This window comes from Bacillus thuringiensis, from assembly GCF_001182785.1.
In the GTDB taxonomy this organism is placed as follows: Bacteria; Bacillota; Bacilli; order Bacillales; family Bacillaceae_G; genus Bacillus_A; species Bacillus_A thuringiensis_S.
Map to the genome: position 1 here is coordinate 3,139,278 of NZ_CP012099.1, position 19,293 is coordinate 3,158,570.

Below are 19,293 nucleotides of genomic sequence, written 5' to 3' on the forward strand. Positions count from 1 at the left end.
TTTTCCTAAACGAACAACACCTTCGTAAGTGAAATTATATTAACGATTTTTCGAATATATCTATCATAACTTACACTATATCAACGATAAGTAGATATTTTCATTTTATAGATAATCAAGCAATCAGTTTACATAAAATAATTATAATCAATCTAATCCTACAAATCTTTAACATCCCATTACCTATTTTGATAATATACGGTTTTCCAATCCCACTACCAATTCAAGAAAAATCCACAGCCGTCTCTACTATAGCACTTTACCTATTAACTTTTATTTTGTGTATTCCGACTCTCCAAAACCTTCTCCATATTATGAGTTGCCCATTCCATCATTAATAGAATCACTGGACGAAGTGATTCACCAAGCTCAGTTAACGAATATTCTACTTTTGGCGGCACTTCACGGTATACTTCACGATGTATGATGCCATCTGCTTCAAGTTCTCTAAGCTGAAGTGTTAACATTCTTTGTGTGATATTAGGTTTTAATCTTTTTAATTCATTAAACCGCTTTGTACCATCTAATAAATGATACAAAATTACCCCTTTCCATTTCCCTCCAATCACCTCAACCATAGCTTCAACTGGACAAGAATATTTATTTAAAAATGGGTAATTTATATTATTTTCATTCGAACAATCCATAATAAATCCCTTCCCTTAACATTAGTATCTTTTTTGATACTATACCACATAAATGTGCGTACTTGTATCTACGTTACTTTAAAAATATAATTTACTTACAAAAATAAATCCATGAAAAGAGGAACTTTTATGACAAATACAAACCAAATTACAAAAGAAAAAATTATGGAGGCTTTTCATTTCAGACATGCATGTAAAGAGTTCGATCCTATGCACAAAATTTCAGAAGAGGACTTCAAATTCATTTTAGAAACAGGAAGACTATCCCCTTCTTCTTTTGGATATGAGCCTTGGAAATTTATTGTCGTACAAAATAAAGAATTAAGAGAAAAACTACAACCGTATTCATGGGGCGCTGGTGGGCAACTTGCAACAGCAAGCCACTTCGTCATTGTTCTTTCAAGAAACATTAAAGATATGCACTATGATGCAGAGTATATTAAATATATGATGAACGATATTATTGGATTGCCTGAAGACACTCAAAAAATTAGATATGAATTCTTCAAAAAGTTCCAGGAATCAGATTTTAACTTATTACAATCCGATCGTGCTGTATTTGATTGGGCATCTAAACAAACTTATATTGCTTTAGGTAATATGATGACGAGCGCAGCTCAAATCGGTATTGATTCTTGTCCAATAGAAGGGTTTGATAAAGAGGAAGTAGATTCTTTACTTCGTCAAGAAGGCATTATACAAGGTGATAATCTTGAAGTATCAGTTATGGTTGCCTTTGGTTACCGTAAAGAAGAGCCAAAGCGTGATAAAACAAGACAGACTATGGATACAATTGTTGAATGGATTAAGTAATATAGCACAGACAAATAATGCTCCTAATAGCTGTATACTCATACTAAAGAAGAATCAGTTGTTTTCTTACGTATGAATTTGGTTTTTCATGGAAAGATATGTTAGTATGTATACAGTTTGAGTGCTCTATTTTTAGAGTCGAACAGGAGGAGAATGAATATGTCTGATATTGAAGTTGGCGAAGTGTTTACTCTTAGTGATGAGAATAACGAAGAGCAAGAAGTAGAAGTACTTGGAGCGATGGATGTCGAAGGCGCAGAGTATATTGCAGTTGCCTTTGTTGAAGATATCCAAACAGAAACTGAGGAAGACATTGATATTTTCTTTTTAAAAGTAGAAGAAGATAATGAGTTTTCATACATTGAAAATGATGAAGAGTTTGATAAAGTATCTGCTGCTTTTGATAAGATTTTAGATGAACAAGAACAAGAGTAAACACGAGGGGGATGCATATCCACCCTCTTTTTTTATTCATCACTCATTCAGTGATTTATGCAGTAACTCCAGTACATCTTTCATCGCAAAAGGTCCATCTTTTTTAACATGCTCCGCAAATTCTGAAACGAGACGTAATGTTCTCACACTTTCGATTGGATGTTCTCCTGATGCACTTTCAGCTGAAAGCATAACTGCATTCGTCCCGTCCAGTACAGCTTGAAACACATCAGTCACCTCTGCTCTTGTTGGAATAGAATGATCTACCATAGATTGAAGCATTTGTGTTGCTGTAATGACATATGTATTTGTTCGATTACATTCCTGAATCATCATTTTCTGTAAAAGCGGAATGCATTGATATGGTAACTCTACTCCTAAATCGCCCCTTGCAATCATAATTCCATCTGCTGCTTTACATATATCTTGAAAATTCTCGATTGCTTCCATCGTTTCTATTTTTGCAATTAAATTAGGTGACGTTTCTTTATACTGTTGTATAAAATCTCGTATTTCTTTTATATGACTAGGTTTTCTTACGAAAGAACATGCGATAAAATCAACATTCTCTTCTAAAAGAAACTGAATATCTTTTTTATCTTTCTCTGTAATAGCTGGTAAACGAACAACCGCACCTGGTAAATTAACTCCTTTATGAGATGAGATATTGCCACCTGTTTTAACCTTTGTTTCTATTTTGTCCGTACTTATCTTTTCAACAATTAATTCAACTTCTCCATCATTAATCAAAATTCTACTGTCTACTTTCACATCATTCGCAATTCCTTCATAATCAACACTTGCTTCTGTATTACTCCCTGTAACTGGTTTTGTATGTAAAATAAAAGAATCTCCTGCCTGAAGTGTAATTTGCTCTCCCTTCACTTCACCCAATCTTATTTTAGGACCTTGTACATCACCCAAAAATTTAATAGAGTCATCTAATGATTTCACTAAACGAATGATGTCTTTATGACTTTCATGCGTGCCATGCGATAAATTCAGTCGAACAATTTTCATACCATTCTTTATTAACTGTGCTAACGTTTCTTTATTATTACTTGCGGGTCCAATTGTACAAATTCGATCGATTGTCATTTTTGTCACCATCCTTTTTTTAATAAGTTTCCCATATGAACTTAAAAATAACAGAGATAATGACATGAATAGATTTAAATTTACACGAATTTCATAAAGTTAAACCTGTATCCCTTGCTGGCTAAGCATTAGAAGATATATTCGCTTTTTTGCAAATGAAGACATGTTGAATCGAAAGTAAAAGAAAAGTTAAGTATGGGATAAACCATTGAGAGTTTCGAAATTTTCATATATTGTATGAATTGAGTTCGAACTCAAAAATTTAAAAAGGTGGGAAAATTAGTGAATATGAAAAAATCTTTATCGGTGACAACTTTAGGGTTAGCGGTTTTAGGTTTTGGTTTTACTAATAACGCAAGTGCTTCAGAGGTCGATACTGTAGACAAGCAGCCCGTTTTAGTTGACTTTGATACAATTCAATCAACAAAAACATCTAGTGTTCCTAGTTTGACTGTTGCAGCTGCACCTAAGAATGACTCTAACATTAGCGTATATACTCCCTTTTTTGGTAACCCATATGCAGTTGCGAAATCGAAATCAACTACGACCGAAGACTATGTTTATGCAAAAGCAAGAACTTTCAATGGCGATGGCTCATTAGTAAATACGAAAAGTAATAGTGCAAAAAAATCATCCTTTGTCAGTGCTACAGCGACCAACACAAGCGTTTATTATGGAGATGATTACGCTATCGGTAATCACACCTATAAATTAAGTGGTTATAATGATGTGAATCACGAAACAAAAGCCTTCTGGTAAGAAAGAGAAAAAAGATATGCATCTTGCATATCTTTTTTCTCTAATACTTTACATATATTGAGGTGCTATTTATGAAACAAATATATATTATTATCGGTGTTTTACTTATTTCATTACTTACAATTTATATTTTGTTCAATACTTCAATCATACAACCTCATACACCTTCTAAAGAAAATAAGAGAGAGCAACAAACCAATACTATTTCTTACGGATTGAAGGATAATCAAGGCCAACATATTAACAACGGTAGTACAATTACTAGTGAGGATAATAAAATTAATGTATCATTATCATTCGTACATACTATTAACGAAAACCGAAAATATGGATTAATTGTTCTAGAAAATTACGAACAAAAACCTTTTAAAATAGAAGATACTACTAATGAAATATCACACTATTTTTTTGATATGAAACCAAACAGTTCAATTACTACGAAAATCTCTTTACACATTTCTCCTAATGCAAGTGAATTAACCTTTTTAATAATTAAAAAACCTGAATACAAATTAAAAGATAATAACTTAAATAAAGCAGCCATTTTAGAAGATATTCTAAGTATGCGATACTCAATGCATCCTCCTCAGAAAGAAAGCGAAAAAATAAAACTCTCCCTTATAGATCCAGATGCTATTTTAAAAGATGGTCTTTACGAACCATTATTTGTTACGAACCGTGAAGAGAACTTACAAACTGTCTTCTTTGAAAAGGAAGGCAAGCAATTAACCCTATCAAACGGTAATGAAACAAAAGATGAAATGACTTACGCAATCGTGGCTTTTAAAGATTGGAAACAAGTTGAAATATTTAACAATAGAAAAGTCGTTTATACTAAGGTTGCACCTGAAACGAGACAAATCTTTAATTTCACATTGCCTTCAGTGAATCAGGAAAGTAATTTTCAACTCGTCGCTTTTCCATTTCCTTTTAAAGTTAGCGAAGAAGATTATGTCAGTCAACAAGTATTCAGTTCCTTTCGCATCGTAATTGAAAATGAAAATAAATAAGTTATACTGTGCACATTACAACAACCAAAAAAGGCCTACTCACACGAGTAGGCTTTTGAAACTACGAAAGTTTCGTCAATAACTGATTTAAATCTTTTTTCGTTTTCGTCGTTAAAGATTTCATTTTATTAATATCGATTTTTTCTTTCTCCGCTCCTACAATTAACGGATACATACTTTGACCGATTGTTTTAGAATCCGTCGGATGTGATGCCTCTAGCTCTTTTTCAATCACATCCCACTTTTCATTAATTTGTTTGCCAAGCTTATTCACTGTTTCCAATTTCGGATTAGCAGCTAACTGCTTGTCCAAACTATCAATTAATGCTACAACTTCTTTAACATTCGTTTTCACAGCAACACTTTTCTTCGGATCTTTCGTTGTCTTTCCGTTATTGTTTGTGCTTGTACTTGTGCTTTGATCTGTTGTTTTCCCGCTAGTCGTTTGATCATTCGTTTTTCCTGTCGTCTCTTTTTCTTTTGTTTTTACATTTTCGTTTTGAGTTGACGTTTTGCCGTTACTTTCTGTCCCTGATGATTCTTTCGTATTTTTTGCATCCTTATCTGTTTTTTCAGTATCTTTCGTTGTTTTTGACGCTTCATCTGCACTTGTCGTTTTTGCTTCTCCATCATTTTGCGCAGTTACTTGCTCTTTCTTTTCCGTTTCTTTATCTGCTGAAGGACTACAAGCTGCCATAGTAAGCATTGTACCAATTGTTATCGATGCGATAGCGACCTTTTTTAATTTCATATAAATCCCCCTATGTTTTACATAATTTATCCTCCCCTTTACGATTCGATTTCCCCTTAAAAAATCCCTTTTCACACGAATTATCATCTTTCCGACAGTAATCTTCATAATAATACGGACAAAAACCGATAAGCTCATTTTAATATTCGAGTTTCTTCTACTTCATTTTTCTGCTCGCCAGTAAAAGAAAAAGAGTATATTGTCACATTAAGAATTACTATCTTCATATGACGATATACTCTTCTATCAAATTTTTATCTTTCTTGACATTTTATTTATACAAAAAAAATAAAATTTTCTTTCGTTTTTTGCTTCTCAATATTTGTTAACATAATATTTTTATGAATAACCACCATTCGAGTGAATGACTTGCCCAGTAACCCATTTCGCTTCTTCACTTACTAAAAAAGAAATTAAGCGCGCAGCATCCATTGTTTCTCCAACTCTACCTTGCGGGAATTTCCATACTAAATAATGTTTTAATTCTTCTGTAATCCACCCTGTATTTGTTGGTCCTGGATCAACGGCATTAACAGTAATCCCCTTCTCCATCGCTACTGGTGCTACTGACTTTGTAAATGCTTCAATTGCTCCCTTCGTTGCTGCATATGCTAGTTCATCTGGCATTGGACCTACTGACTGCCCTGAAGTAAGATTAATAATACTCCCGCTCGTTTTAAGTGAATAATGTTTTATAAACAATGAACTTAATAACATAGTAGCCCGAACATTAACTGTATAATGTTTATCCAACTGCTCTACATCTAATTCCTCAATTCTCGTATGAGTAGAATACACTGCATTATTAATTAGAATAGATGGATCACCTAACCGTTCTGATACCATATAAAACAAACGATTTGGCGAATAAGACTGCGATAAATTGATTTCTGCCATTTCACATCGCACATCGTAACTTTCAATTTCCTTTTTCAGCAAAAAGGGTTCTTGATCACTCATTCCCCATGGCATCGCTTTATCATACTTTGGCCAATACGTGAAAAAAATGTCTATCCCCTTTTGAGCAAGCACCTTGCATACAGCTGCACCAATTCCATTCAGACGAGTTGCCCCTGTTACAATTGCTATTTTCTTCACCTTTTTCTCCTCCATCTATACACAGATCCCCTGCATGAATACAGAGGATCTATCTTCTTATTGAATATTTGACAGTATACGTTCAGCACCTAATTTTAACATTTTAATAAAGATATAATTTACAATCGTAAACATTACAAATAAAACGATAAACATAACCCACAGTCCGACATGAAGGAAGAAGTATAATACACTTACTCCCGCTACAATAATTAAAGCTATTAAAATATTAGCTAAAAAATTCCACAATGTTGTATATCGGCTTTTAAATAATTTCTGTTCTGTATCCCAATGTATATCTGCAGTTTGTGCATCCCAGCGTGTACCGATTAAATTAATTAACAATAACCCGTTCGCACTTAGTAAAAACCACAGTAACATGAAAACAGGAGAAATTCCTGCTACAACTGCCATCGTAATACCGAATACTGCTAAAATAATTACATTAATTAACCAAGCCGTTATTGCTTTCGCAAAAAAGATGTCCGAAGCTTTTACAGGTAAATAACGATTCACAAACCAAGAGCTTCCATCTCGCGAAAATGACGTTGTTGCAATGACGTTACTACCCATTAAAAATAACGATGCACAAAGACCAACACCAATTGCGAATCCTGTTGTCTCTGGATTGTTAATATACTCTGTAATAAACTTTAAATTTCCATCTTGCACAAATAAAATAAAGAACAACATAATTGGCATAACGAAAGTTTGTACAATACAATTTAAGAAAAATTGTGGTGTACGGAATAACGTTTTAAATTCTTTTTTCACATACGCTTTTAAATGCGAACTTTGTACTGTTGATTTCTGTAAACCTTCCGCCGAAATAACTTGTTTCTTTGCTGTACTCGTTGAAAGTCCAATAACCCCTTTTAAATATGTACGCTCTGCAACGTAATAAAACAACACAAAGAAGACAAATGAAATAACTGCAAAGATTATTACATATAAAGGACCTTTCCAATTTGCACTTTCTACTAATGCCACTGCTCCAAAATATGTAGTTGGAAAATAGTTTGTCATTTGTACTATAAGAGAAGATTGATTATTTACAAGGTATTCCGCAGCCCCGTCTCCAGAAAACGCACTTTTATTTCTCCACTGCATAAATACGTTAATTCCTACAATAAATAGTATACTTACGATTCCAATAAATATATTTCCTCGATCTTTATTTTTCGCTATATTTGTATACCTCATAATAATTGTCATCAGTAACGAAGCTAATATTAACGGCACGATTGGGAAGAGTAAGTAAATAAAAATCATATATATGTAATATGTAATAAATGCGCCACTTTTTAAACCGTACGTAATGAAGATTGGTAATAAAATGAATGAACTCATTACGTACTGTGTAATTAATACCGTTAAAAATTTTGCCGAAATAATTTGCGCTGGTTTTAATGGTAACGGCAGTAACATTTCAATGTCATTGCTGTAGTAAAATACAGTTAAAATGTTCGTTATACTTATTAAAAATACCCATATACTCGCAATCGCAAGTCCCATTGCAATAATCATTCCCGGCTCTTGCCCTAATTGTTTCAGACCTTCATACATTCCGTGCGTCATCGAACCAAATATTAAAAAGCCAACAAATAAAATAGCTGCAAATGAAAATAAATACGCCCCTCGCTTCTTTTTATCTGTTATAAAATCTGCATAATTTAATTTTAATAGTACCTTCGTTAACGTCCAAATTTTACTCATTTCCCGTCATCTCCAAGAACATTTTTTCAAGTGATTCATTGGATTTAAAATGATCTCTCATTTCATCTAAATTCCCTTTAAACTGCAAATTCCCCTTATTAATAATCGCGACGCGGTCACAGATTTTTTCCGCTACTTCTAATACGTGTGTAGAGAAAAATACAATCTTTCCTTTATCCGCGTGTTCTCTCATCATTTCTTTTAAAATATATGCAGATTTCGGATCAAGCCCTGTTAACGGTTCATCTAAAATCCATACATCTGGTTCATGCACGAGCACACCAATAATAACGATTTTTTGTCTCATACCGTGCGAATAACTTTGAATTTGATCAGATAATGCATTATAAAGATCAAACTTCTTCGCTAAAGACTCTATTCGTTCTTGTCTTACTTCTTTCGGCACTTCATACATATCAGCCATAAAGTTTAAATATTCAATTCCTTTTAAACGTAAAAACATATCCGGACTATCCGGCACATAACCAAACGTCTTCTTCGCTTCCATCGGCTCTTCCATAATATTTTTTCCGTTAATCGTAATAGTCCCTTTGTCCACTCCGTGAATACCAGTAATCATCTTAATTGTCGTTGATTTACCCGCACCATTCGGTCCTAAAAATCCAAAGATTTCGCCGCTAGGTACAGATAAACTTAAATCTTTTACTGCATAAGTAGACCCATTATAACTTTTTGACACATTCGTAATTTCAATCATTCCATCCAATCCTTTCCTTAATTACCAAATAACTATATTGATATTATAGCATACTTCTATTTTAAGATTTTTACATTTTTCAGTTTATTTAACCTTTAAAATAAATATACACCCCTAATCCAACAACTAAAACGACAGCTAGTATAATATAAATCATTGTTAATCGTTTAATATTCCCCTTTGTCGCTTTGCTATAATTTGCATCACCATTCCGCCCAATTAACACCGTCGCAATGACAGTAATCACTACAAGTAATACAACGATCATGATCCAAGTTAGCATTTCTTCCTCCCCCTCCTTACAACCATTTTACAATATTATCCTCTTTATTTCGCAGCATATTTCCTCTTTTTACTATTATTATGAAGCAAACTGGAAAACTATTATTACCATTCCTATCCAATTGTGATATATTTGTAACATAACGTGACTTATTTCTAACAACGTAAGGAGGACCTATCATGAAAACAACTTGGATAAAATATTTAGGATTTCTCGGTTTCTTCGGTTTCCTCGGATTTTTTTATGAAAAAGGATTGTTTACTATGTTCTGTTTCTTCTCCTTTTTCACATCGTATAGAACAGTTCAACACGATGAACTGTTTGAACAAATTGTCAATAAATCGTGCCGCAATGCATTTATCGTTACGTTACTAACTACCGCAATCATTATGTTTATTGAAATGTTATTTCCAAACCCGGCGCTACAAGAAATTGATATCGCTCTTATTTTCGGTACACTCATTCTTACGTTCGGTTTTTCTATGTTCTTTTATGATAAACCTGTTGATGAAATGGAAGATGCACCATGGCGTTCGTAACGAGGATAAAAGAATACCGCGCCAAATTGAACATGACACAAGAAGATTTAGCAAAGAGCATTGGTGTACGCCGTGAAACAATTAGCCACCTTGAAAAAGGTAAGTATAATCCTTCATTGCAACTCGCTCACGATATAGCGAAGGCACTTCATAGTACGATTGATGAGATTTTTATTTTTGAGGATTAATTAAGGGTACAAAATCACCAGAACCACGTAAAAATACCGGCATCCTTCCTATGAAGAATACCGGTATTTCTCATTTATCATCCATACAAAACCGCATGAAATACGCCTAACAGTAAATATTGATCGTCTATATAATCCTCATCATATAGATTCATCTCAATGTAATACATATCTTCCTCAAGACGAATATTCCAATCTGCAGTTACATAGCCGTTTCGTAATAACTTTCCAAGCCCAATTGTAGTTTTGTGAACAACAAATTCTTCTCTCTTATATGTAAAGGTAAATAAGAAATTTGCATCCAATAACTTTCCGTCACATACAAGTATTTCATGCTCTGCATCATTATTATCGATGTACGTTACTAAAATCTTTCTTTGGCGCTGCCTACTTACATCCTTTGCAATGACGCGAATATTTTTCTTAATATCCTTTATTTCATAAATGATATTACTACCAATTTTCGGAATAAAATCCAGCACTCTCATCAGCGTATTTTTATAATAGCCCCTTACTACGCCTACTTGCTCGCTTCCATTATAAACCTCTATCGGCGTCGTATCTGCTTTGCTATCACACGGTCGTTTGTAAGAAAGCTGCATCATTCGCTCTCCTCTTAAGTACTGATCAAACGTCACAGGATATTCTATCGCACGCAGTTCCTTATTTAGCTCATATAAATAGCATTGAACGCTCTCTACTAATGTTTCAGTAGAGATACGCTCTTGAAGTTCAAATTCTTGCCAGCTGGAAGAAACATTCCATTGGTTATGATCCTCTTCATAGAAGAAGCCAAGAATGACCTCTTCACGGTCAGCCGTTTCATATTTCATAGGCACGTTTTGCCCGTGTTGAACTTGTTCCATCCACTGACCTAAATAAATGCCCAGCTCAGCAACCTTTATACTTGATTTTTGAAAAAATACGCTTTCACTCGCGCAAATCGTTACATCTCCTTCGATAAAGCCCTTTGAATAAGCATCATACCGCGGCTCATCCTTCTGCGGAAGATTCTTGTCTAACTCAAATAAAAACGTTACCATCCTTTATTCACCTCTAGTTGTTACACAGCTCTTACCTATATTGACCGTAACTAAAAATATATCAATACAATTAAAATGAAGCTACCTTTTCTTCAGCCACTTCTGCAATTTCTAAAATTTGTAGAAGACTCTCCACTTCATAAGTCGGCTTAACTTCTGCCCTATTTTCTTTCAAACTCGGATTATACCAACATGTATCAATGCCGTAGTCTTCTCCGCCTTTCATATCAGAAGTTAACGAATCTCCAACCATAAGTACACTTGATTTATCCGTAATTCCAAATTTCTCAAATGCATAATCAAAAATCTCACGTGCTGGCTTTTGATGACCAACTTCTTCAGAAATAATAATATGATCAAAGAAATTACATAAAGGCGAATTTCCGATTCTTGATTGTTGCACCTTCGTATATCCATTCGTAATAATACCTAGCTTGCAATCTTGTAGATTTTCACATAATTGCACAGCACCTTCTATAAGATGTACTTCTTTCCCTAAGTTTTCAAGATATACATCGCTAAATTGCTGTGCATCTACGTCTATATTATGAAGTGCAAATAATTGTCTAAATCGATCTACTGCTAATTCACTTAGCGTAATCATTTTATTTTCTAAATCTCTCCATAATCCATTACTAATCTCTTTATAGCTTGCAAGATAATCATTATACCCTGTAGGCATGCCGAACTGTACAAACGCATTGTGTAATGCATTTCTTTCCGTTTCAGGGAAATCTAATAATGTATCGTCTACGTCGAATAGTATTACTTTGTATTTCATGATGTTTTCCTCAACTCCTATATTCTCATTGCTTAATTATAACAACAATAGTAAAAGGAGGCTAATCCAAATCAGCCTCCTTCTCATTATTAATCTTCCAGCAATAACACTTTCATTTCTTCTAACGAATCTTTCGTAAAGCCAAGAGCTTTTTCGGCGTATGCTTCAACTGATCCGTATTGCTTTTGGATTCCATCAATCGCAGCTTGTAAATATTCGGCGCGCGCTTCAAACATTGCACCTAATATTGCTCTGCTCTCATCATTTTGTAATTTCGCACCTAAAAAGGCCATCATTTTTTCATTTAGCTTTTCACGGAATCCGTTACTTAATAAGTAATCTTCCATTACTGTTTTTTCCGGTACACCTAGTAAAAGTAATAAAAGCGCTGAACCAAATCCAGTACGATCTTTTCCAGCTGTGCAGTGGTTTACTAATGGTAAGTTTTCCGGGTTTTGCGCTAAGTTTAAGAAGCTCACGAATGCCTCGTTACCACTTACGAAATCTTGATTCATTTTCACAAGATACTCACCTGGTTTTCCTAACATAGAAAGGTCACCAACTTGGAAAAACTCATTTATATTTAAGTCTTTCGCTAAGTCTTGCATAACTGGTAAGCACACTTGACGAGCACCCGTAATTTCTGGATTCGGCTTATGCTTCACTTCAAAGTCTGTACGGTAATCACAAATTAACTTTAAACCAGACTTTTGTAAATACGCAATATCCCATTCTGTTAGTCCTGCTAATTCTTCAGAACGGTATAATTTGCCCCATTTCACTTTACGGCCTTCTGTCGTTTCATATCCTCCCATATCACGGAAGTTAAACGCGCCTTGTAATGGCAGTCTACGCTCAGCTACTGTTACTGCTTGTCCATTACTTCCTACTAATCTAAAATATGGACGTTCATTTTCACTCGGGTTTTCAATTGTATATGATAATTCTCCATTTACCGTTGCAAGTAATTCTCCAGTTTCTTCAATATGTTCTGGTGAAGTACTCCAATAAATACGAACTTCTTCTATATTATTTTCCCATTTTATTTGTAACGTATTATCTTCAATTCTTTCTACAGTTGCTTGTAGCCAATTTCTTTGCTGCTCCATTCTTTCACCAACGCTTTCTCTTATAGTAAAATCTTACTCTATTTTATTATAGGAATAACTACTTTGTCGTTCTCATTTTTCTTTTTATCTTACAAACAGGCGAAAAGTTCTTTTACTTGTTCAAAATTTGTACACGGGTTCCCACTAGATGTGTCCCAGAGTATATCTTAAAACTCCCTCACATACCGCTCAGTACAACTCAGCAACTGACATCCGTTCTTTTCAAAAACATCCTTCATCCACTCATTTTGTATATTTGTCTCACCAATATAATAAGATGCACCTATTTCCTTTAAGACAAACATCGCACCTGCAAATAGTGCAGCTTCATATCCCTTGTTACGCATATTTGGAGTAACTGCGAAGTACATAAGTTTCCCTTCTTCTAACGTACCTCTTTCAATACGCGGGATTACAATTCCTATCGGCTCTTCATCGACACTCGCTGTTAAGCAATGTTCTTTCCAGTGCTCACCAATTTCTTGTAGCATCATATGCACAAATTGATCATGAGCGACTGGTTCTCCCGTCGCTTCATTCCACAGTGAATAAAAAGCCTCTTCCCCTACTTCTTCAATTAACTTAAAATCAACTTCACTTTCTACATCTTCTACTTCGTATATATCTTTAAATACAATCATGTTTTCCTTAACATATTCAAATGAATACGTTTCAAAACATTTTTTATACACATCATAATTTGGACTTTTTGAAGAGATTTCAAAATGTAGTTTTTCTAATCCATCTTTTTCAGCTTCAGCAACGTAATATTGCACCATCTCTTCTAATTGCTCTTCTGTAAAAACCTCTGCATTATTTTCTTTTATCATAATAGAAGAAGCACTTCTTCTTATTTTAAAATGTTTTTCTAACTGTTCTATCATCGTCATATTCTTCCCTCATCTATATCATACTCGAATTTCTAATCGTTCTCCTTGCATGAGCAGGATTGTCCTTGAATATATAGAATACTAGAAAAGATCGCATCTTTAAAGTGCGGAGGAGGTTCTCCATTGGATATTACAGCATTGCAACAACAGTTAGAGCTTATACAACAAAATGACTATACGCAACTGCAACATATAGACGTAAATGAGTTAACTTTGAACATGCTTCAGTATATCGGAACGACTGATAGTTACGTTCGTTACCAACTTATATATAAATGTTTTGCACATTTTATTCATCATGAATTCCTTATGGACGATCAACTGAAATTACTGTTGCAAACTTGTTTAAGTGATGAGTATTTACATTGTGACATTTACTCCCCACATACAGATGGGGTTTTCACACGTTCTTACACTGTTTCGTTAATTGCATTAATACTCCAATTCGCTAACTCACACTACTTTTTTACAGAGGAAGATATCGAGGAAATAAAAAACAAACTTATTACATATACAAACTTAGAAACGGATTTTCGTAGCTATATCGAAAATAAAGGATGGGCTCATTGTCTTGCCCACGTATCTGATGCCTTTACTGAAATTGTTCATAATTCTTATACGACCTTTGAATGGTATGAAGAATTAATTCATTGCTTATTAAATAAAATCTTTATTCCATCTGACCTTTTTCATAATAACGAAGATGAACGCATTGTTACTCCATTACTAGCAATGCTGTATCATGATTTTCCTCAAAACGAGTTAATTTCTATTATTCATAAAAAAATAAAAAGGCTTCCTCAAATTAGAAAACGCCTTTCGCTTAATGAGTATTGTATTTTATGTGCCAACATTAAAACCTTTTTACGCACATTATTTTTCAGAACGAAAGATGACCATAACTTAGCCTTTACAGCACGTAAAACAGAAAGAATGTTAAAGGAACTTCCAAATTATTATTAGCTATAAGGAGACAACTATGGGTTATATTGAAGATATGAGAAATCTAGTAGGAAATCACCCACTGATTTTAATAGGATCACACGCCATTATATTAAATGAAAAAGATGAAGTATTGCTGCAGCTTCGTACAGATTTTAACCGCTGGGGCATTATTGGGGGTACCTTAGAATATAACGAAACGTTAGAAGATGCTTTAAAACGAGAAGTGTTTGAAGAAACTGGACTTATTATTAAAAATCCAGAACTAATCCGTACATACTCAGGGCCAGATTTCTTTCAAATCTATCCAAATGGCGATCAAGTACACGGTGTACTCGTTGTTTATATTTGCCGAGAATTTCATGGGGAGCTTGTATGTGATAAAACTGAGTCAAAAGAATTACGTTTCTTTCCGCTTGATGAGTTACCTAGTACTCTTCATCCAGTCATTGAGAAGATTCTTCGCGATTTTCATCACTCCAATAAAAAATAGAAATCAAACAACCTCATTTCCCGTCATTACAACGTGAAATGAGGTTGTTGTCGTTCACCGTAAATCCCTATTTCCCCAAAATGATATTAACGCTCTCTTTTTACAACTTTATATCCCTTTATAAAAAGGATAGTTATATAAGAAACAATAAATGAAAGAATAGTATACATGCCCACCCAAAAGAAAAATGCTGAATCGTGCACTGTAACATTTAACATAAGAAAGATAAGAAATGTTACTATTGGCATCACATAAAATGTACCTACTTTATATGCTCCAGCTATTGAAACAATACAAACAAGCAATGGATATATACAGAAAATAAAAATGATTTCACTCAACGTTATGTCCCCCTTTCTGCAGAAATAATAGGTTTCTCGTACACATTTGGGGGAACAACAAAATTTTATTTTTTATCAATTATTAGTAAATATAATGTTAGATTGTTATCTCAATCTGATTTCCTTCAGGATCACTTACTACACTTTCATAATAACCATCCCCTGTAGTACGCGGCCTGTTTAGCACTGGGTATCCTGCTTCTCTTAATGTATTAGTTAATTCGTTCACTTTTTCTTTGCTATCTACTGAAAAAGCAATATGCGCATATCCTATTGTTTTTGTTTGTACTTTCTCGTCTATCCCTACCTGCTTCATAAGTTCTAGACGCGCACCGCCTTCAAAAGTTATGAAATAAGATTCAAACTGCTTTTTCGGATTGTGATATAAGCTATTTTCTTCACCACCGAAGTACTGTTTATAGAAATCACGCATTCTTTCTAAATCATTCACCCAAATTGCTACATGTTCAATTTTCATAATCGACACCTTTTCTTTTATGTTATTCAACTGGCAATTGGATGCTTCATTGCCAGTACATTTAATTTTCTTTATTTGTTCTCGTAATCATAAGATCAAGTCCAAGGCTTTTTAACCCATATAAATAATCTTCTTTCCAGTTGCTCACTGTTATTTTCGGAATATGTTCTGCCGGAATGTACTGGGGACAACTTTTTACAATTTGATCTATTACAATTTGGTTCACTTCATCATCACAGAAGATGAATCCATGAGGGTTAATAATAGCTATACATGTAGCTATTAAACGAGTAATAGCATCTATATTATATTCCTCTGAATTATTCGAATCTTCACTTCTCAAAGCTTGCAAGAAATTTTTATTATCGTACTGCGGGACGAAAGATATCTCTCCTGAGAAAAATGTACTTCCGCGTACGACATCTCCATTTACCATAATCCCCGCACCTGGGCCATTTTGACCTGAATACAAATATACAAGAGAGGAATTTTCATTGTTTCCAGTATTTTTATGATAGCCGAGCACTGCAGCATTCATATCGTTTTCTATTACTACTGGTATAGAAAACAGTTCCTCCAAGTGACTTTTTAAATTAAAATTTTGGAACTTTTCATATCCAGGAATATAGAAAATACGCCCATTATCGACAGCACCAGGAACACCAATTGAGATTGAACTTATCTTTGGAAACGTAGCTATAAGACTTTCTATATGTTCTGTTAATACACTTAGACCCGTATCAATTAATGTACTTGAAGTACTGCCTTGTTCTTTTACTTCCCCTAAACAGTTAAAAATTGTATAGTTCGTCTCATTTTTTTCTAAAAATATCGCTAAACCTAACATGTATTCTGGATTATATTCATATCGTTTTGCTCTTCTTCCACCACTTGAATCATCTAAACCGGCTAAAGTGACTTCACCGTCTTGTTTCATTTTTTCTATAAATTTACTTATCGTTGGAAAACTGATTTCTAATGTATTACTAAGTTCAACTTTCGTTGCACTACCTCGCTCTAGAAGAGCTGTACGAATGCCGCGAAGGATCGTCTCTTTAATCGATTTTTGAGTAACAAATTGTTCACTCAAATCGCTCACCACCTTAATCAACATACTTATTAAACACTTTTAATAAGTTGCGTTGACAATATATCATACATCATTTTCTAAAGCAATAGAGATGATATATTTCTACTAGCGGCACTCCGTATTTAACTCGATGTATTCTCTCTCGTAACAGACGATACAATTCCAGACAAGATAACAAATAATAAAACAGCTAGCAAAGCATTACGTATTCCGAATGCTTCTCCAAGTATTCCTAAAAATGGTGGTCCGACTAAAAACGCTGTAAAACCGATGATAGAAACTGCAGCAACATTAGAAGTCGCATTTTCACTGTCATCTCGAGCAGCAGAAAGCCCAATTGGGAAACCTAACGCAGCACCAATCCCCCACAGTACTACACCAATTGCTAGAAAATATGAGTTACTCCCAAATCTGACGATTGTCATTCCTATAATCGCCATCATAATAGTAGCACGCATAACCGCGACACGACCGAATCGATCAAGAAAATAACTACTGCACATTCGAGCTAATGTCATTGCCAATACAAAAATAGTGTACATAATAGAACCTGTCACTACACTTTGCTCATGTCCATCTACCATCACAATAGGTAACCAATCATTTGCACTTCCTTCTGCAAATGCCATTCCAAGCACAAAAAGACCAAGTAAAAGCACCTTTTTTTCCATCCGTAAAGAAGTATGCTTCGCTCGCTTTTTGTTTCGCGATTCCTCCTTCTTTCCTGTCCCATGCGGAAGAAAACGATACAACATACATACAAGTAATACAAACATGACCGAAATCGCAAGAAATTGATACAGAATTGGGATGTGAAGCGAGATGGCGGCAGAACCACTGAGCGCGCCTACTAAAGTTCCTATACTAAAAAAGCCATGGAATTTCGGAAGAAGAGTTGTTCCTAATTTCTGCTCAATGGCAGAACCTTCTACATTCAATGCGACTTCTGCTAATCCATATCCTACTCCAAATACTAGTAAGCTACCAAAAGCCCCCATACTAGAAACAAAATAAATAGTAATACCTAAACAAAGCAATCCAACAATCATAAAAAACATACTGCCTATAATAACGTCTCTAGCTCCCTTACCGTCAATAAAATGACTTGCACTCAGTAAACCAATTATTGAACCGACAGATAATCCGAACAAAATCCAGCCCATTTCTGCATTTGACACTGCTAAAATATCTCGAGTAGCTGCTGTTCTAGAAATCCATGTAGCAAATGCCACACCTGGCAAAGCAAATAAGAGGAATAGAGCATTTCGAGAGGCAAGTAGCGTCTTTGTATCATTTTCCGCAAAATCTTTCTTCATATGAAACACCTTTCAAATTGTCTATACGATAATTTATACTCTAATGAAAACACCTTTTACTCTTCTATCGTTTTAATAACTTTAGCTGGGTTACCACCAACAACTACATTATTAGGTACATCTTTTGTCACAACTGCCCCTGAAGCAATTACAACATTATCTCCAATTGAAATACCAGGGTTAATAATAGCGCCTCCGCCAACCCAAACATTGTTACCTATCTTTACCGATTTTCCATATTCTTTGCCAGAGTTTCGTTCCACCGGATGTAATGGATGAGTAGCAGTATAAATGTGAACACCAGGTGCAAACATACAATTATCACCGATTCGAACTTCACAAACGTCCAAAATCACACAATTGAAATTTGCGAAAAAGCTCTTTCCAACATGAATATTGTAGCCGTAATCACAACGAAAATCAGGATTAATTTGGGCTTTCCCATCAGCTGAAGAACCTAAAAGCTGATTTAATAATGTAAAACGCCTCTCATCTCCTGTCTCCATCGCCTCGTTATAAAGGCGTGTTAAACGTTTTGCCTCCACCCTATCAGCCACCAATTCTTCGTCATCCGCAATATACATTTCTCCTGCCACCATCTTTTCTTTCTCCGTTTTCATACAATCCTCTCCTTTTTTATTATATGGGAGGCACTTATTAAACATCTTTAATAAGTGCCTTTAATTAAACTTATTAAACACGTTTAATAAGTAACCCTATATTAGCATACTTTTTAATATATGCAACTAATAAGT

The 19,293-nt window shown here is 34.5% G+C and carries 24 protein-coding genes; 8 read left to right on the plus strand and 16 right to left on the minus strand.

The window, feature by feature from the left end; all coding sequences use genetic code 11:
• Positions 1 to 266: 266 nt before the first annotated feature.
• Positions 267 to 647, minus strand: a complete 381-nt coding sequence (locus tag AC241_RS16170; protein WP_048564578.1) for a winged helix-turn-helix transcriptional regulator — start codon at positions 645 to 647, stop codon at positions 267 to 269.
• A gap of 129 nt (positions 648 to 776) precedes the next feature.
• On the opposite strand from AC241_RS16170, the gene AC241_RS16175 reads away from it, so the two are divergent.
• Both AC241_RS16175 and AC241_RS16180 read left to right on the plus strand, forming a co-directional pair.
• Entirely contained in the window at positions 777 to 1,460 is a 684-nt protein-coding gene (locus AC241_RS16175; RefSeq protein WP_029442840.1) for an NAD(P)H-dependent oxidoreductase, read from the plus strand.
• Between the two features lie 153 nt (positions 1,461 to 1,613).
• On the plus strand, positions 1,614 to 1,895 hold the full coding sequence (locus AC241_RS16180) for a DUF1292 domain-containing protein (RefSeq protein ID WP_025118598.1): 282 nt from the start codon (positions 1,614 to 1,616) through the stop codon (positions 1,893 to 1,895).
• 39 nt (positions 1,896 to 1,934) lie between these two features.
• Here AC241_RS16180 and AC241_RS16185 read toward each other — a convergent pair whose 3' ends face one another.
• Entirely contained in the window at positions 1,935 to 2,993 is a 1,059-nt protein-coding gene (locus AC241_RS16185; protein WP_016080912.1) for a pyruvate kinase, read from the minus strand.
• A gap of 282 nt (positions 2,994 to 3,275) precedes the next feature.
• On the opposite strand from AC241_RS16185, the gene AC241_RS16190 reads away from it, so the two are divergent.
• Both AC241_RS16190 and AC241_RS16195 read left to right on the plus strand, forming a co-directional pair.
• Entirely contained in the window at positions 3,276 to 3,752 is a 477-nt protein-coding gene (locus AC241_RS16190) for a hypothetical protein (protein ID WP_001056356.1), read from the plus strand.
• Positions 3,753 to 3,823: 71 nt separating this feature from the next.
• Positions 3,824 to 4,762: a hypothetical protein gene (locus tag AC241_RS16195; protein WP_029442842.1), complete on the plus strand. Its 939-nt coding sequence runs from the start codon at positions 3,824 to 3,826 to the stop codon at positions 4,760 to 4,762.
• Positions 4,763 to 4,823: 61 nt separating this feature from the next.
• Here the strand turns inward: AC241_RS16195 and AC241_RS16200 are convergent, their stop codons facing one another.
• The 5 genes from AC241_RS16200 to AC241_RS16220 all read right to left on the minus strand — a co-directional run bounded on the left by AC241_RS16200 (position 4,824) and on the right by AC241_RS16220 (position 9,328).
• Entirely contained in the window at positions 4,824 to 5,513 is a 690-nt protein-coding gene (locus AC241_RS16200; protein WP_050844254.1) for a hypothetical protein, read from the minus strand.
• 339 nt (positions 5,514 to 5,852) lie between these two features.
• Positions 5,853 to 6,611 carry an SDR family oxidoreductase gene (locus tag AC241_RS16205; RefSeq protein ID WP_016080909.1) on the minus strand — a complete coding sequence of 253 codons (759 nt, stop codon included), beginning with the start codon at positions 6,609 to 6,611 and terminating at the stop codon, positions 5,853 to 5,855.
• Positions 6,612 to 6,668: 57 nt separating this feature from the next.
• Positions 6,669 to 8,327, minus strand: a complete 1,659-nt coding sequence (locus tag AC241_RS16210) for a putative ABC transporter permease subunit (protein WP_050844256.1) — start codon at positions 8,325 to 8,327, stop codon at positions 6,669 to 6,671.
• Complete coding sequence (locus tag AC241_RS16215; protein WP_000570204.1) at positions 8,320 to 9,045, minus strand: ABC transporter ATP-binding protein; 726 nt, start codon at positions 9,043 to 9,045, stop codon at positions 8,320 to 8,322. Before AC241_RS16215 ends, AC241_RS16210 begins: the two co-directional genes overlap by 8 nt.
• 88 nt (positions 9,046 to 9,133) lie before the next feature.
• Positions 9,134 to 9,328 carry a hypothetical protein gene (locus tag AC241_RS16220; protein ID WP_000958863.1) on the minus strand — a complete coding sequence of 65 codons (195 nt, stop codon included), beginning with the start codon at positions 9,326 to 9,328 and terminating at the stop codon, positions 9,134 to 9,136.
• A gap of 179 nt (positions 9,329 to 9,507) precedes the next feature.
• Here AC241_RS16220 and AC241_RS16225 point away from each other — a divergent pair, with 179 nt between their 5' ends.
• Together AC241_RS16225 and AC241_RS16230 are read left to right on the plus strand one after the other, a co-directional pair.
• The gene (locus AC241_RS16225) at positions 9,508 to 9,867 is read left to right on the plus strand and encodes a DUF3796 domain-containing protein (RefSeq protein WP_000859213.1); all 360 of its coding nucleotides are present in this window, start codon (positions 9,508 to 9,510) and stop codon (positions 9,865 to 9,867) included.
• Positions 9,855 to 10,055, plus strand: a complete 201-nt coding sequence (locus AC241_RS16230) for a helix-turn-helix transcriptional regulator (protein WP_029442846.1) — start codon at positions 9,855 to 9,857, stop codon at positions 10,053 to 10,055. The genes AC241_RS16225 and AC241_RS16230 overlap by 13 nt, the downstream gene beginning before the upstream one ends.
• A 77-nt stretch (positions 10,056 to 10,132) precedes the next feature.
• Here the strand turns inward: AC241_RS16230 and AC241_RS16235 are convergent, their stop codons facing one another.
• From AC241_RS16235 to AC241_RS16250, 4 genes are all read right to left on the minus strand, one after another.
• Positions 10,133 to 11,098: a tubby C-terminal domain-like protein gene (locus tag AC241_RS16235; protein ID WP_050844258.1), complete on the minus strand. Its 966-nt coding sequence runs from the start codon at positions 11,096 to 11,098 to the stop codon at positions 10,133 to 10,135.
• Between the two features lie 70 nt (positions 11,099 to 11,168).
• Complete coding sequence (locus tag AC241_RS16240) at positions 11,169 to 11,879, minus strand: YjjG family noncanonical pyrimidine nucleotidase (protein ID WP_050844259.1); 711 nt, start codon at positions 11,877 to 11,879, stop codon at positions 11,169 to 11,171.
• An 89-nt stretch (positions 11,880 to 11,968) separates the two neighbouring features.
• Complete coding sequence (locus AC241_RS16245) at positions 11,969 to 12,988, minus strand: tyrosine-protein phosphatase (RefSeq protein ID WP_043936674.1); 1,020 nt, start codon at positions 12,986 to 12,988, stop codon at positions 11,969 to 11,971.
• Between the two features lie 167 nt (positions 12,989 to 13,155).
• The gene (locus AC241_RS16250; protein ID WP_050844261.1) at positions 13,156 to 13,878 is read right to left on the minus strand and encodes a GNAT family N-acetyltransferase; all 723 of its coding nucleotides are present in this window, start codon (positions 13,876 to 13,878) and stop codon (positions 13,156 to 13,158) included.
• Between the two features lie 123 nt (positions 13,879 to 14,001).
• Here AC241_RS16250 and AC241_RS16255 point away from each other — a divergent pair, with 123 nt between their 5' ends.
• Both AC241_RS16255 and AC241_RS16260 read left to right on the plus strand, forming a co-directional pair.
• Entirely contained in the window at positions 14,002 to 14,841 is an 840-nt protein-coding gene (locus tag AC241_RS16255) for a DUF2785 domain-containing protein (protein WP_016080900.1), read from the plus strand.
• Positions 14,842 to 14,857: 16 nt separating this feature from the next.
• Complete coding sequence (locus AC241_RS16260) at positions 14,858 to 15,313, plus strand: NUDIX hydrolase (RefSeq protein ID WP_050844263.1); 456 nt, start codon at positions 14,858 to 14,860, stop codon at positions 15,311 to 15,313.
• A gap of 86 nt (positions 15,314 to 15,399) precedes the next feature.
• Here AC241_RS16260 and AC241_RS16265 read toward each other — a convergent pair whose 3' ends face one another.
• From AC241_RS16265 to AC241_RS16285, 5 genes are all read right to left on the minus strand, one after another.
• A complete protein-coding gene (locus AC241_RS16265; protein WP_050844266.1) occupies positions 15,400 to 15,654 on the minus strand; it encodes a YbeF family protein in 255 nt (84 codons plus the stop codon).
• Between the two features lie 97 nt (positions 15,655 to 15,751).
• Complete coding sequence (locus tag AC241_RS16270; RefSeq protein WP_050844268.1) at positions 15,752 to 16,132, minus strand: VOC family protein; 381 nt, start codon at positions 16,130 to 16,132, stop codon at positions 15,752 to 15,754.
• 61 nt (positions 16,133 to 16,193) lie between these two features.
• Positions 16,194 to 17,222, minus strand: coding sequence for an ROK family transcriptional regulator (locus AC241_RS16275; protein ID WP_050844270.1), 1,029 nt, complete (start codon positions 17,220 to 17,222; stop codon positions 16,194 to 16,196).
• Between the two features lie 122 nt (positions 17,223 to 17,344).
• Positions 17,345 to 18,538: an MFS transporter gene (locus AC241_RS16280; protein WP_050844272.1), complete on the minus strand. Its 1,194-nt coding sequence runs from the start codon at positions 18,536 to 18,538 to the stop codon at positions 17,345 to 17,347.
• A 56-nt stretch (positions 18,539 to 18,594) separates the two neighbouring features.
• Complete coding sequence (locus AC241_RS16285; protein WP_050844274.1) at positions 18,595 to 19,158, minus strand: maltose O-acetyltransferase; 564 nt, start codon at positions 19,156 to 19,158, stop codon at positions 18,595 to 18,597.
• Positions 19,159 to 19,293 lie beyond the last annotated feature (135 nt).